General features: G+C 39.0%; 14 protein-coding genes and 1 riboswitch. Of the genes, 12 read left to right on the top strand and 2 right to left on the bottom strand.

Annotation, left to right across the window (positions count from 1 at the left end; all coding sequences use genetic code 11):
- Positions 1-49 precede the first annotated feature (49 nt).
- Entirely contained in the window at positions 50-685 is a 636-nt protein-coding gene (locus tag O3636_RS07080) for a YigZ family protein (protein WP_371642371.1), read from the bottom strand.
- A gap of 56 nt (positions 686-741) precedes the next feature.
- Here O3636_RS07080 and O3636_RS07075 point away from each other — a divergent pair, with 56 nt between their 5' ends.
- The 12 genes from O3636_RS07075 to O3636_RS07020 all read left to right on the top strand — a co-directional run bounded on the left by O3636_RS07075 (position 742) and on the right by O3636_RS07020 (position 11,788).
- Entirely contained in the window at positions 742-2,040 is a 1,299-nt protein-coding gene (locus tag O3636_RS07075) for a DEAD/DEAH box helicase (protein WP_371642369.1), read from the top strand.
- Positions 2,037-2,699 (top strand): ComF family protein, encoded by a 663-nt coding sequence (locus O3636_RS07070; RefSeq protein ID WP_261075671.1) that lies wholly within the window; start codon positions 2,037-2,039, stop codon positions 2,697-2,699. Before O3636_RS07075 ends, O3636_RS07070 begins: the two co-directional genes overlap by 4 nt.
- Before the next feature lie 79 nt (positions 2,700-2,778).
- Entirely contained in the window at positions 2,779-3,327 is a 549-nt protein-coding gene (gene hpf, locus O3636_RS07065) for a ribosome hibernation-promoting factor, HPF/YfiA family (protein WP_000599100.1), read from the top strand.
- A gap of 135 nt (positions 3,328-3,462) precedes the next feature.
- Positions 3,463-5,436 carry a DHH family phosphoesterase gene (locus O3636_RS07060; protein WP_371642367.1) on the top strand — a complete coding sequence of 658 codons (1,974 nt, stop codon included), beginning with the start codon at positions 3,463-3,465 and terminating at the stop codon, positions 5,434-5,436.
- Positions 5,433-5,885: a 50S ribosomal protein L9 gene (gene rplI, locus O3636_RS07055; RefSeq protein WP_000864213.1), complete on the top strand. Its 453-nt coding sequence runs from the start codon at positions 5,433-5,435 to the stop codon at positions 5,883-5,885. Before O3636_RS07060 ends, rplI begins: the two co-directional genes overlap by 4 nt.
- A 43-nt stretch (positions 5,886-5,928) precedes the next feature.
- Complete coding sequence (dnaB, locus tag O3636_RS07050; protein WP_000852491.1) at positions 5,929-7,287, top strand: replicative DNA helicase; 1,359 nt, start codon at positions 5,929-5,931, stop codon at positions 7,285-7,287.
- Entirely contained in the window at positions 7,284-7,550 is a 267-nt protein-coding gene (locus O3636_RS07045) for a Veg family protein (RefSeq protein WP_000128619.1), read from the top strand. The genes dnaB and O3636_RS07045 overlap by 4 nt, the downstream gene beginning before the upstream one ends.
- 88 nt (positions 7,551-7,638) lie before the next feature.
- A complete protein-coding gene (gene cbpD / locus O3636_RS07040; protein ID WP_371642364.1) occupies positions 7,639-8,751 on the top strand; it encodes a choline binding-anchored murein hydrolase CbpD in 1,113 nt (370 codons plus the stop codon).
- An 81-nt stretch (positions 8,752-8,832) separates the two neighbouring features.
- Positions 8,833-8,935: riboswitch (TPP riboswitch) on the top strand.
- 68 nt (positions 8,936-9,003) lie between these two features.
- A complete protein-coding gene (locus tag O3636_RS07035) occupies positions 9,004-9,294 on the top strand; it encodes a thiamine-binding protein (RefSeq protein ID WP_000647655.1) in 291 nt (96 codons plus the stop codon).
- Positions 9,257-10,015 (top strand): ABC transporter permease, encoded by a 759-nt coding sequence (locus tag O3636_RS07030; protein ID WP_161683551.1) that lies wholly within the window; start codon positions 9,257-9,259, stop codon positions 10,013-10,015. Before O3636_RS07035 ends, O3636_RS07030 begins: the two co-directional genes overlap by 38 nt.
- A 37-nt stretch (positions 10,016-10,052) precedes the next feature.
- Positions 10,053-11,060: an ABC transporter substrate-binding protein gene (locus tag O3636_RS07025; protein ID WP_033680901.1), complete on the top strand. Its 1,008-nt coding sequence runs from the start codon at positions 10,053-10,055 to the stop codon at positions 11,058-11,060.
- A complete protein-coding gene (locus O3636_RS07020; RefSeq protein ID WP_371642361.1) occupies positions 11,060-11,788 on the top strand; it encodes an ABC transporter ATP-binding protein in 729 nt (242 codons plus the stop codon). The genes O3636_RS07025 and O3636_RS07020 overlap by 1 nt, the downstream gene beginning before the upstream one ends.
- Before the next feature lie 156 nt (positions 11,789-11,944).
- On the opposite strand, the gene O3636_RS07015 is transcribed toward O3636_RS07020, so the two are convergent.
- Positions 11,945-13,111, bottom strand: coding sequence for a site-specific integrase (locus O3636_RS07015; RefSeq protein ID WP_000704670.1), 1,167 nt, complete (start codon positions 13,109-13,111; stop codon positions 11,945-11,947).
- Positions 13,112-13,250 lie beyond the last annotated feature (139 nt).

Here is a 13,250-nt window from a genome sequence, read left to right as displayed (position 1 = left end):
AATTAAAGTAGCGATGAAAATATCAGTGAAACACTGTATTATCTATTATTTACACTAGGTTTACAGGAACCTCAACTTCACGTAAACCTTGATCAGTTAAAGTGACTTTTCCATTAAAAAATTCCACAAGTGAAGCTTTAATAGTTTCTTTTTCTTCTTTATCAACATAAATCATTGTATCGACTTGATCTGTAAAGTTTGTATCCAGTTCCATGAGATTATGTTCTTTAAGGAAGTTACTGTACTCTTGATACTGAGCGTAAGACATTTGAATAGCAATGCCCACCTGTTCCTTTATTTCAATGATGCCAATTTCTTTGACAGTTAAGGCAACACTGCCGGCGTAAGCACGAATTAGTCCTCCAGCGCCTAGTTTAATGCCACCAAAGTAGCGTGTCACTACCACACAGACATTGGTGAGGTTGTGATTTTCTAGTACCCCTAGCATGGGAACGCCAGCAGTACCACTGGGCTCACCATCATCACTTGTACGTTTAATTTCACTACGTTCCCCAATAATAAATGCAGAGCAGTTATGCGTCGCTTTGTAGTGTTCTTTTTTGATGGTGGTAATGAAGTCACGAGCCTCTTCTTCGCTATAGACACGCTTGGCATGACAGATAAAGCGGGATTTTTTGATTTCTTCTTGGACTTGTCCGTCCTCTTTAATTGTTTTAAATTCCATGATTTAATTGTACTAAAAAATCATCTAAAGTGCTAGGTTTTTACGAATAAAGAAGTATGAAAGTAAATCCAAACTATCTCGGTCGTTTGTTTACTGAGAATGAATTAACAGAAGAGGAGCGTCAGTTGGCGGAGAAGCTTCCCGCAATGAGAAAGGAGAAGGGGAAACTTTTCTGTCAACGTTGTAATAGTACTATTCTAGAAGAATGGTATTTGCCCATTGGTGCTTACTATTGTCGGGAGTGCTTAATTATGAAGCGAGTCAGGAGTGATCAAGATTTATACTATTTCCCACAGGAGGATTTTCCGAAGCAAGATGTTCTTAAATGGCGTGGTCAATTAACTCCTTTTCAAGAAAAGGTGTCAGAGGGATTGATTCAAGCAGTAGACAAGCAAGAGCCAACCTTGGTACATGCGGTGACAGGTGCTGGAAAGACAGAAATGATTTATCAAGTTGTGGCTAAGGTGATTAATAGAGGTGGTGCAGTGTGTTTGGCCAGTCCTCGCATAGATGTTTGTTTGGAGCTGTATAAGCGCCTGCAAGATGATTTTGCTTGCGAGATATCTTTACTACACGGAGAATCGGGACCTTATTTTAGAACACCACTAGTTGTTGCGACAACCCATCAGTTATTAAAATTTTATCAAGCTTTTGATTTACTGATAGTGGATGAAGTAGATGCCTTTCCTTATGTTGACAACCCCACGCTTTACCATGCTGTCAAGAATAGTGTAAAGGAGAATGGGCTGAGAATCTTTTTAACAGCGACTTCGACAGATGAGTTAGATAGGAAAGTCCGTTTAGGAGAATTAAAAAGGTTGAGTTTGCCTAGACGATTTCATGGGAATCCATTGATTATTCCAAAACCAGTTTGGTTATCTGATTTTAATCGCTACTTAGATAAGAATCGTTTGTCACCAAAATTAAAGTTTTATATCGAGAAACAGAGAAAGACAGCTTATCCGTTACTCATTTTTGCATCAGAAATTAAGAGAGGGGAACAGTTAAAAGAAATTTTACAGGAGCAATTTCCAAATGAGAAAATTGGCTTTGTATCTTCTGTAACAGAGGATAGATTAGAGCAGGTACAAGCATTTCGAGATGGAGAACTGACAATACTTATCAGTACGACGATATTGGAGCGTGGAGTTACCTTTCCTTGCGTGGATGTTTTCGTAGTAGAGGCCAATCATCGTTTGTTTACCAAGTCTAGTTTGATTCAGATTGGTGGACGAGTTGGACGAAGCATGGATAGACCGACAGGAGATTTGCTTTTCTTCCATGACGGGTTAAATACTTCAATCAAAAAGGCAATTAAGGAAATTCAACAAATGAATAAGGAGGCGGGGCTGTGAAGTGCTTATTGTGTGGGGAGACTATGAAGGCTGTTTTAACTTTCAGTAGTCTCTTACTTCTGAGGAATGATGTCTCCTGTCTTTGTTTAGATTGTGATTCTACTTTTGAGAGAATTGGAGAAGAGTACTGTCCAAACTGTATGAAAACAGGATTGTCAACAAAGTGTCAAGATTGTCAATTTTGGTGTAAAGAAGGAGTTGAAGTCAGTCATAGAGCGATTTTTACTTACAATCAAGCTATGAAGGATTTTTTCAGTTGGTATAAGTTTGATGGAGACTTCCTTTTAAGAAAAGTGTTCGCTTCATTTTTAAGTGAGGAGTTAAAAAAGTACAAAGAGTATCAATTTGTAGTTATTCCATTAAGTAAGGAGAGATATGCTAACAGAGGATTTAATCAGGTTGAAGGCTTGGTAGATGCAGCAGGCTTTGCGTATCTGGATTTATTAGAAAAGAGAGAAGAGCGGGCCAGTTCTTCCAAAAGTCGCTCAGAGCGTTTGGAGACAGAATTTCCTTTCTTTATTAAAAGTGGAGTCACTATTCCTAAAAAAATCCTACTTATAGATGATATTTACACTACTGGAACAACTATAAATCGTGTGAAGAAACTACTGGAAGAGGTTGGTGCTGAGGATGTAAAAACATTTTCCCTTGTAAGATGAGGAAAAAATTTGCAAAAATAAAATGAAAGCGTTATAATGAAATCAGAAAAACAAAAATGTTTAGAAAGAAGGTACTCATATGATTAAATATAGTATCCGTGGTGAAAACCTAGAAGTAACAGAAGCAATTCGTGATTATGTAGTTTCTAAACTCGAAAAGATCGAAAAGTATTTTCAAGCTGAACAAGAGTTGGATGCTCGAGTTAACTTGAAGGTGTATCGTGAAAAAACTGCTAAAGTGGAAGTAACGATTCCACTTGGATCAATTACTCTTCGTGCAGAAGATGTGTCTCAAGATATGTATGGTTCAATTGACCTTGTAACCGATAAAATTGAACGTCAGATTCGTAAAAATAAAACAAAAATCGAGCGTAAAAATAAAAATAAGGTGGCAACTAGTCAATTATTTACAGATGCTTTGGTGGAAGATCCAAATGTTGTCCAATCTAGAGTTGTTCGTTCAAAACAAATTGATTTAAAACCAATGGATTTGGAAGAAGCTATTCTACAGATGGATTTGTTGGGACATGATTTCTTTATCTATGTGGATGTTGAAGATCAGACAACCAATGTGATTTATCGTCGTGAGGATGGCGAGATTGGCTTGTTAGAAGTTAAAGAATCTTAATTTCAATATGTGTAAAGGAAGGTTTACTAAATTGTAAACCTCCTTTTTCTTATAATTGATAGAATTACTGATTACACTTTTAAAAAGTCGCTTTTTGGTGGTTATTATGGTATAATGGGTGCCAAGAGGTTTGGAATGAAAAAATTTTATGTAAGTCCTATTTTCCCCTTAATATTAGGAATAGTGGCGTTCGGAGTGCTATCTGTGCAACTTGTTTTTGTAACGAATACACTGGTAACGCTATTTCTTTTGCTACTTATTTTGGGTTCATATATTTTACTATTCATCCATCAGAGAGACTATTACTCAAGGAGTGAAGTAGAACAAATCCAGTATGTAAACCACCAAGCTGAAGAAAGTTTGACAACCTTGTTAGAACAGATGCCTGTCGGAGTTATTAAATTAGACTTATCGTCAGGTGAAGTTGAATGGTTCAATCCTTACGCTGAATTGATTTTAACTAATGAAGTGGGCGAGATTGATGTGGCATTAATTCAAACAATTATCAAGGCATCGGTAGGAAATCCAGGTTCTTATGCTACCTTGGGTGAGACCCGCTATTCGGTTCATATGGACAAGGTGTCTGGAGTTCTTTACTTCTTTGATGTGTCTGGAGAATACGAAGCGACTGTTGAGTTAGTAACGAGTCGACCTGTGATTGGGATCGTTTCCGTTGACAACTATGATGATTTAGAAGATGAAACATCGGAGTCTGATATCAGTCATATCAATAGTTTTGTAGCCAATTTTGTTTCAGAATTTGCTGGTAAACATGCCATGTTCTCCCGTCGAGTAAGTATGGATCGCTTTTATCTATTTACGGACTACACGGTGCTTGAGGGATTGATGAACGATAAATTTTCTGTTATTGATTCTTTCAGAGAAGAGTCGAAACAGAGACAGTTGCCCTTGACCTTAAGTATGGGATTTTCTTATGGTGATGGAAATCATGATGAGATAGGGAAAGTTGCTTTGCTCAACTTGAACTTGGCTGAAGTACGTGGTGGCGACCAGGTGGTTGTCAAGGAGAATGACGAAACGAAAAATCCCGTTTATTTTGGTGGTGGATCTGCGGCGTCAATCAAGCGTACAAGGACACGTACGCGCGCTATGATGACAGCTATTTCAGATAAAATTAAAAGTGTAGATCAGGTTTTTGTAGTTGGTCACAAAAACCTTGATATGGATGCTTTGGGTTCTGCTGTAGGTATGCAGTTATTTGCCAGCAATGTGACTCAAAATAGCTACGCTCTTTACGATGAAGAACAAATGTCGCCGGATATTGAACGAGCTGTTTCATTCTTAGAAAAAGAAGGAGTTACGAAGTTGTTGTCTGTTAAGGATGCAATGGGGATGGTAACCAATCGTTCTTTGTTGATTCTTGTAGACCATTCAAAGACAGCTTTAACTTTATCAAAAGATTTTTATGATTTATTTACCCAAACCATCGTCATTGACCACCATCGAAGGGATCAGGATTTTCCAGATAATGCGGTTATTACTTATATCGAAAGTGGTGCAAGTAGTGCCAGTGAGTTGGTAACGGAATTGATTCAGTTCCAGAATTCTAAGAAAAATCGTTTGAGTCGTATGCAGGCCAGTGTTTTGATGGCTGGTATGATGTTGGATACTAAAAATTTCACCTCACGAGTGACTAGTCGGACATTTGATGTTGCTAGCTATCTCAGAACGAGAGGAAGTGATAGTATTGCTATCCAAGAAATCGCTGCAACAGATTTTGAAGAATATCGTGAGGTCAATGAACTGATTTTACAGGGGCGTAAATTAGGTTCAGATGTATTGATAGCAGAGGCTAAGGACTCGAAATGCTATGATACAGTTGTTATTAGTAAGGCAGCAGATGCCATGTTAGCTATGTCAGGTATTGAAGCGAGTTTTGTTCTTGCGAAGAATATACAAGGATTTATCTCTATCTCAGCTCGAAGTCGTAGTAAACTGAATGTACAACGGATTATGGAAGAGCTGGGAGGTGGAGGTCACTTTAATTTGGCAGCAGCTCAAATTAAAGATTTAACCTTGTCAGAAGCAGGTGAAAAACTGACAGAAATTGTATTAAATGAAATAAAGGAAAAGGAGAAAGAAGAATGAAAGTAATCTTTTTAGCAGATGTTAAAGGAAAAGGTAAAAAAGGCGAAATTAAGGAAGTACCAACAGGGTATGCACAAAACTTTCTTATCAAAAAGAATCTAGCCAAAGAAGCGACTGCTCAAGCGGTAGGTGAGCTTCGTGGTAAACAAAAATCCGAAGAAAAAGCTCATGCTGAGATGATTGCAGAAGCAAAAGCAATTAAAGCCCAACTAGAAGCAGAGGAAACTATTGTAGAATTTGTTGAAAAAGTTGGTCCAGATGGTCGTACCTTTGGTTCCATTACCAATAAGAAAATTGCAGAAGAATTGCAAAAGCAATTTGGAATTAAGATTGATAAACGTCATATCCAAGTACAAGCTCCGATTCGAGCAGTTGGTTTGATTGATGTACCAGTGAAAATCTATCAAGATATCACAAGTGTGATCAATCTTCGTGTGAAAGAAGGGTAAATTTACACTTTCTTGACAAGATTGTAAAATGAAAGGAAGTCTGATGGCAGAAGTAGAAGAGTTACGAGTACAACCTCAAGATATCTTAGCTGAGCAATCCGTTTTAGGGGCTATCTTTATTGACGAGAGTAAGCTTGTCTTTGTGCGAGAATATATTGAGTCTCGGGACTTTTTTAAGTATGCCCATCGTTTGATTTTCCAAGCCATGGTTGATTTATCCGATCGTGGCGATGCCATAGATGCAACAACGGTTCGTACTATTCTTGATAATCAAGGTGATTTGCAGAATATTGGTGGCCTGTCTTACTTGGTTGAGATTGTCAATTCTGTGCCAACTTCTGCTAATGCGGAGTATTATGCTAAGATTGTTGCAGAAAAAGCAATGCTACGTCGTTTAATCGCTAAGTTGACAGAGTCTGTCAATCAAGCTTACGAGGCTTCGCAACCAGCTGATGAAATTATTGCTCAGGCAGAAAAAGGCTTGATTGATGTCAGTGAAAATGCAAATCGAAGTGGATTTAAGAATATTCGAGATGTGTTGAATGTCAACTTTGGGAATCTGGAAGCTCGATCGCAACAAACGACCGATATTACAGGTATTGCGACGGGCTACCGTGATCTGGATCATATGACGACTGGTTTGCATGAGGAGGAGTTGATTATCCTAGCAGCCCGTCCGGCGGTTGGTAAGACAGCCTTTGCCTTGAATATTGCTCAGAACATTGGGACTAAGTTGGACAAAACGGTTGCTATCTTTTCGCTTGAAATGGGTGCGGAAAGTCTAGTGGATCGTATGTTGGCAGCAGAAGGTTTGGTGGAATCGCATTCTATCCGTACGGGTCAATTGACCGATGAGGAGTGGCAAAAATATACCATTGCTCAAGGGAATCTAGCTAATGCAAGTATCTATATCGATGATACGCCAGGGATTCGGATTACAGAGATTCGTTCTCGTTCTCGTAAACTGGCTCAAGAAACTGGAAATCTTGGTTTGATTTTAATAGACTATTTGCAGCTTATCACGGGAACTGGTCGGGAAAATCGTCAACAAGAGGTTTCAGAAATTTCACGTCAGTTGAAAATCCTAGCCAAGGAACTGAAGGTTCCAGTAATTGCTCTGAGTCAGTTGTCTCGTGGTGTAGAACAACGTCAGGATAAGAGACCGGTCTTGTCTGATATTCGTGAATCTGGGTCTATTGAGCAGGATGCTGATATCGTAGCTTTTCTTTATCGCGACGACTACTATGAGCGTGGTGGTGAAGAAGAGGAAGGCATACCAAATAATAAGGTAGAAGTTATTATCGAGAAAAACCGTAGTGGAGCTCGTGGAACAGTGGAATTAATTTTTCAAAAAGAATACAATAAATTTTCAAGTATTTCAAAAAGGGAGGAAATAAGATGACAGATGCATTTACAGATGTAGCTAAGATGAAAAAAATCAAAGAAGAAATCAAGGCACATGAGGGTCATGTAATTGAAATGACTTTGGAAAATGGACGTAAGCGCCAAAAAAATAGATTGGGTAAGCTAATTGAGGTTTATCCATCCCTATTTATCGTTGAATTTGGAAATGTTGAAGGAGATAAACAAGCTAATGTTTACGTTGAATCCTTTACTTATTCAGATATCCTTACTGAAAAGAATTTGATTCATTATCTTGACTAAAGTGAGAAATTTTCTCACTTTTTCTTTTTTCTCCGAATAGTTTAAGTGAAGGTAATCTTCGATTTATATTATTTTTTAAGGAGGAAGAATGAAAGTTTTACCATTCAAAGTAACAGAGACAGGGTTTTCTTTTAGAAAATCAGTTAAAAAGGTTGTTCCTTTTTTAGTAGTAGGATTGATGCTAGCAGCGGGTGATAGTGTCTATGCCTATTCTGGAGGGAATGGATCAATTGCGCGTGGGGATGATTATCCTGCTTACTATAAAAATGGGAGTCAGGAAATTGATAAGTGGCGCATGTACTCTCGTCAGTGTACTTCATTTGCAGCCTTTCGCTTGAGTAGTGTCAATGGTTTTGAGATTCCGGCTGCTTATGGGAATGCGAATGAATGGGGCTATCGTGCTCGTCGTGAAGGCTATCGTGTAGATAATAGACCAGCTATTGGCTCTATTGCTTGGTCTACTGCAGGAACTTATGGTCATGTTGCCTGGGTATCAAATGTAATGGGGGATAATATAGAAATTGAGGAATACAACTATGGTTATACAGGATCCTATAATAAACGAATTATAAAAGCAAATACGATGACAGGATTTATTCATTTTAAAGATTTGGATAGGGGTAATGTATTAAGTAGTGGCAAAGTATTCAATAGTCAACCTTCTTCGACAGGAGGAACTCATTATTTTAAGAATAAGGCAGCTATAAAAAATCAACCTTTAGTTAGTGCAACTTCAATTGCATATTATTCTCCAGGTGAGAGTGTTCATTATGATCAGGTACTTGAAAAAGATGGGTATAAGTGGTTGAGTTATATATCTTATAGTGGAAGTCGTCGCTATATTCAGTTAGAGGAGGTTGTGTCATCGCAGAATCAAACAGAAGGTAGTTCCAATGATGTTCTGACTGTTGGTTGGAAAAAAATAAATGGTAGTTGGTATCATTTCAAATCAAATGGTTCTAAATCAACGGGCTGGTTGAAAGACGGTTCTAGCTGGTATTATTTGAAATCATCTGGTGAAATGCAGACAGGATGGTTAAAGGAGAATGGCTCGTGGTATTATCTAGATAGTTCAGGGGCAATGAAAACAGGATGGTATCAAGTTTCTGGTAAGTGGTATTATTCTTACTCTTCAGGTGCCTTAGCTGTTAATACGACGGTGGATGGCTACAGAGTAAACAGTGATGGAGAACGAGTATAGAAAATGGGAGTAGGAAATTTTCCTGCTCTTTTCTGTAAGCAGTTTCCTTGACATTTTTTTTATTTTGCGCTATCATATGTCCATATAATATATGGGAGTCTGTGTACAGTCTGAGAGGAAGCGTTAAGCTTCGACCGCACCTGATCTGGGTAATGCCAGCGTAGGGAACGATACTTAGTCTATTCTGCACCTTTTCCATATATGGTAAAGGTTTTTCTTTTTGTCAAAGGAAAACGAGAAGAGGAGGTTCTTATGAAAGCAAGCATCGCCTTGCAAATTTTACCCCTATCACAGGGGATTGATCGGATTGCTGTTATCGATCAAGTCATTGCTTATCTGCAAGCTCAAGAGGTAACTATGGTGGTGACACCATTTGAAACGGTCTTGGAAGGGGAGTTTGATGAGCTTATGCGCATTCTCAAAGAAGCGCTAGAGGTGGCAGGGCAGGAGGCAGATAATGTCTTTGCCAATGTCAAAATAAATGTAGGAGAGATTTTAAGTATTGATGAGAAACTTGAAAAGTATACTGAGACGACACATTAGTCTATTGGGCTTTCTAGGAGTCTTGTCAATCTGGCAGTTAGCAGGTTTTCTTAAACTTCTCCCCAAGTTTATCCTGCCGACACCTCTTGAAATTCTCCAGGCCTTTGTTCGTGATAGAGAATTTCTCTGGCACCATAGCTGGGCGACCTTGAGAGTGGCTTTATTGGGACTGATTTTGGGAGTCTTGATTGCCTGTCTCATGGCTGTACTTATGGATAGTTTGACTTGGCTCAATGACCTGATTTACCCTATGATGGTGGTCGTTCAGACTATTCCGACTATTGCCATAGCTCCTATCTTGGTCTTGTGGCTAGGTTATGGGATTTTGCCCAAGATTGTCTTGATTATCTTGACGACAACCTTTCCTATCATCGTCAGCATTTTGGACGGTTTTAGGCATTGTGACAAGGATATGCTGACCTTGTTTAGTCTGATGCGGGCCAAGCCTTGGCAAATCCTGTGGCATTTTAAAATTCCAGTCAGCCTGCCTTACTTTTATGCAGGTCTGAGGGTCAGTGTCTCCTACGCCTTTATCACAACAGTGGTATCTGAGTGGTTGGGAGGCTTTGAAGGACTAGGTGTCTACATGATTCAGTCCAAGAAACTGTTTCAGTATGATACCATGTTTGCTATTATTATTCTGGTATCGATTATCAGTCTTCTTGGTATGAAATTGGTCGATATCAGCGAGAAATATGTTATTAAATGGAAACGTTCGTAGAATAAGAATGTTTCTGAAAAAGAAAAGAGGAAAGAAAATGAAGAAAACATGGAAAGTGTTTTTAACTGTTTTAACAGCTCTTCTAGCTGTTGTGCTTGTGGCCTGTGGCCAAGGAACTGCTTCTAAAGACAACAAAGAGGCAGAACTCAAGAAAATTGACTTTATCCTAGACTGGACACCAAATACCAACCACACAGGGCTTTATGTTGCCAAGGAAAAAGGTTATTTCAAAGAAGCTGGAGTGGATGTTGACTTGAAATTGCCACCAGAAGAAAGTTCTTCTGACTTGGTTATCAATGGTAAGGCACCATTTGCAGTCTATTTCCAAGACTACATGGCTAAAAAATTGGAAAAAGGTGCAGGAATTACTGCCGTTGCAGCTATTGTTGAACACAATACATCAGGAATCATCTCTCGTAAATCTGATAATGTAGCTAGTCCAAAGGACTTGGTTGGTAAGAAATACGGAACTTGGAATGACCCAACTGAACTTGCTATGTTGAAAACCTTGGTAGAATCTCAAGGTGGAGATTTTGAAAAAGTTGAAAAAGTACCAAATAACGATTCAAACTCGATCACACCGATTGCTAATGGAGTATTTGATACTGCATGGATCTACTACGGTTGGGATGGTATCCTTGCAAAATCTCAAGGTGTAGATGCTAATTTCATGTACTTGAAAGACTATGTCAAGGAGTTTGACTACTACTCACCAGTTATCATCGCAAACAATGACTATTTGAAAGACAACAAAGAAGAAGCTCGCAAAGTTATCCAAGCTATCAAAAAAGGCTACCAATACGCTATGGAGCATCCAGAGGAAGCGGCAGATATCCTCATCAAGAATGCACCTGAACTTCAGGAAAAACGTGACTTTGTCATCGAATCTCAAAAATACTTGTCAAAAGAATACGCAAGCAACAAGGAAAAATGGGGTCAATTTGATGCAGCTCGCTGGAATGCCTTCTACAAATGGGATAAAGAAAATGGTATCCTTAAAGAAGACTTGACAGACAAAGGCTTCACCAACGAATTTGTGAAATAATGACAGAGATTAGACTAGAACACGTCAGTTATGCTTATGGTCAGGAGAGGATTTTAGAGGACATTAACCTGCAGGTGACTTCAGGTGAAGTGGTTTCTATCTTAGGTCCAAGTGGTGTTGGAAAGACCACCCTCTTTAATCTAATCGCTGGGATTTTAGAAGTTCAGTCAGGGAGAATTGTCCTTGATGGTGAAGAAAATCCCCAGGGGCGCGTGAGTTATATGTTGCAAAAGGATCTACTCTTGGAGCACAAGACGGTGCTTGGTAATATCATCCTGCCCCTCTTGATTCAAAAAGTGGATAAGGTGGAAGCCATTGCCCGTGCGGATGAAATTCTTGCGACCTTCCAGTTGACAGCTGTACGGGACAAGTATCCTCATGAACTCAGTGGTGGGATGCGTCAGCGTGTAGCCTTGCTTCGAACTTACCTTTTCGGGCACAAGCTCTTTCTCTTGGATGAGGCCTTTAGTGCCTTGGATGAGATGACCAAGATGGAACTCCACGCTTGGTATCTGGAGATTCACAAGCAGTTGCAATTGACGACCCTGATTATCACGCATAGTATCGAGGAGGCCCTCAATCTCAGCGACCGCATCTATATCTTGAAAAATCGCCCTGGGCAGATTGTTTCAGAAATTAAACTAGATTGGTCTGAAGATGAGGATAAGGAAGTCCAAAAGATTGCCTACAAACGTCAAATCTTGGCAGAATTAGGCTTAGATAAGTAGAAAAATAGGGAGTTGGTGAAGATTATCCTTTACCAGCGCCCTTTTTCTTTTAAAAATAAGAAAATTTCGGTATAATAGTCAATTATACCGAAATTATTCTATAATCGTTGATACATAAGGGTTTTATGTGTCGCTTTTTTTAGTTTGTGGACTTTTTTAAGAACTTTTTATTTTTTCGAGGGCAGTTTCAAAGAATGAGACTGCTCTTTTTTGGTTCTCTTTTGATAAATGGCTGTAAGTGTCCATGGTTACAGATATTTTTGCATGGCCAAGCCGTGTCTGTATTTCCTTGTATGGCAGGCCAGCATTAAGCAAGATACTAGCGTGGGTGTGTCGGAAAGCGTGGAAACTTAAACGAGGACATCCAGCCAGTTTTAAATGCTTTTCTAGTCTGAATCTGAGCGCTCCAGCTTCTCTATAATTGTCAAAGGTATCAGAGAACAATTTTTCAAAAGTTACCCCTATTTCCCTACCTATTTGGGATTGTCTTGCTTTATAGAGCCGAAGCATGAGTACCGTTTTGGTATCCAGTGCTATTTCTCTAATGCTACTTTTACTTTTAGGGCTAGTGATTTCCTTGAGGGTGTTTAAAGTTTTGGTAACTGAAATGCTACCGTTTTGTAGGTCAATATCAGACCATTTTAAGGCTAGACACTCACGAATACGCAAACCAGTCGCTAGAAGTGTCTTATATAACACCGTATCGGAGAAATTTTTGTAAGTGTTTGGCAACTGATCCAGATAATCTAAGAATTTTTTCAAATTGTCGTCATCCAGATATTTCAGTTTTTGCCCTTGTTTGGGTTTGCGCCGTGGGACGATGATATCACTAGCTGGATTTGAAGCAATGACTTGCAAGGAAACGGCATAGGATAATATGCGTTTATTTAGGGCATGGAGTTGGTTATATTGCTGATAACCTTTTCCTAGTTGATTGTAATCTATTGCCCACTGGTTTACCTGGTGCTGAATGATTGGGGGCGTTAGTTTATCTAGTTTGTAGTCTCCAAAGGCTGGTAGGAGATACTTTTTTATGTTGTTTTTTGCGCCTATAAGGGTGCTATGTTTTACTGTATGGCAATAATTTTCTAGCCAGAGTTCCGTCAATTCCTGATAGGTGGTAACGTTGACGGTTTTTATAACCGTTGAGCCGTTTTTTTCAAACTCTACTTTGGCTTGGATAGCCTTGCTTTTGAGCCTGTTCTTAGTTCTGTCTGAAATAGTTGTCTTGACTTTCTTACCCGTTACGGTATCGATGCCAAGATAAACGCTGGAACGGTAAACTACTGATCCATCTTTCTTTTTGTACTCTGTAATCTTCATGGTTTTACTCCTTTTCCATCAGCAGGCAAGCAATTAGAAAAGGTTTTGAGTTTATACCATGCGAGGAGCTACGAGAACCCCCTTATTTTCGATTTTAAGCAGTCAGATGGTAAAATGTACCAGAATAGAAAACAAGGCG

The organism is Streptococcus sp. 27098_8_76, assembly GCF_041432315.1.
GTDB lineage: Bacteria > Bacillota > Bacilli > Lactobacillales > Streptococcaceae > Streptococcus.
This window is presented reverse-complemented; position numbering and strand designations above follow the sequence as displayed.

Bases quoted from the DNA above. Each gene is read 5' to 3' on its own strand.
- O3636_RS07080 (WP_371642371.1), bottom strand. From the start codon at position 685: ATGGAATTTAAAACAATTAAAGAGGACGGACAAGTCCAAGAAGAAATC.
- O3636_RS07075 (WP_371642369.1), top strand. From the start codon at position 742: ATGAAAGTAAATCCAAACTATCTCGGTCGTTTGTTTACTGAGAATGAA.
- hpf (WP_000599100.1), top strand. From the start codon at position 2,779: ATGATTAAATATAGTATCCGTGGTGAAAACCTAGAAGTAACAGAAGCA.
- O3636_RS07060 (WP_371642367.1), top strand. From the start codon at position 3,463: ATGAAAAAATTTTATGTAAGTCCTATTTTCCCCTTAATATTAGGAATA.
- rplI (WP_000864213.1), top strand. From the start codon at position 5,433: ATGAAAGTAATCTTTTTAGCAGATGTTAAAGGAAAAGGTAAAAAAGGC.
- dnaB (WP_000852491.1), top strand. From the start codon at position 5,929: ATGGCAGAAGTAGAAGAGTTACGAGTACAACCTCAAGATATCTTAGCT.
- O3636_RS07045 (WP_000128619.1), top strand. From the start codon at position 7,284: ATGACAGATGCATTTACAGATGTAGCTAAGATGAAAAAAATCAAAGAA.
- cbpD (WP_371642364.1), top strand. From the start codon at position 7,639: ATGAAAGTTTTACCATTCAAAGTAACAGAGACAGGGTTTTCTTTTAGA.
- O3636_RS07035 (WP_000647655.1), top strand. From the start codon at position 9,004: ATGAAAGCAAGCATCGCCTTGCAAATTTTACCCCTATCACAGGGGATT.
- O3636_RS07030 (WP_161683551.1), top strand. From the start codon at position 9,257: ATGAGAAACTTGAAAAGTATACTGAGACGACACATTAGTCTATTGGGC.
- O3636_RS07025 (WP_033680901.1), top strand. From the start codon at position 10,053: ATGAAGAAAACATGGAAAGTGTTTTTAACTGTTTTAACAGCTCTTCTA.
- O3636_RS07020 (WP_371642361.1), top strand. From the start codon at position 11,060: ATGACAGAGATTAGACTAGAACACGTCAGTTATGCTTATGGTCAGGAG.
- O3636_RS07015 (WP_000704670.1), bottom strand. From the start codon at position 13,111: ATGAAGATTACAGAGTACAAAAAGAAAGATGGATCAGTAGTTTACCGT.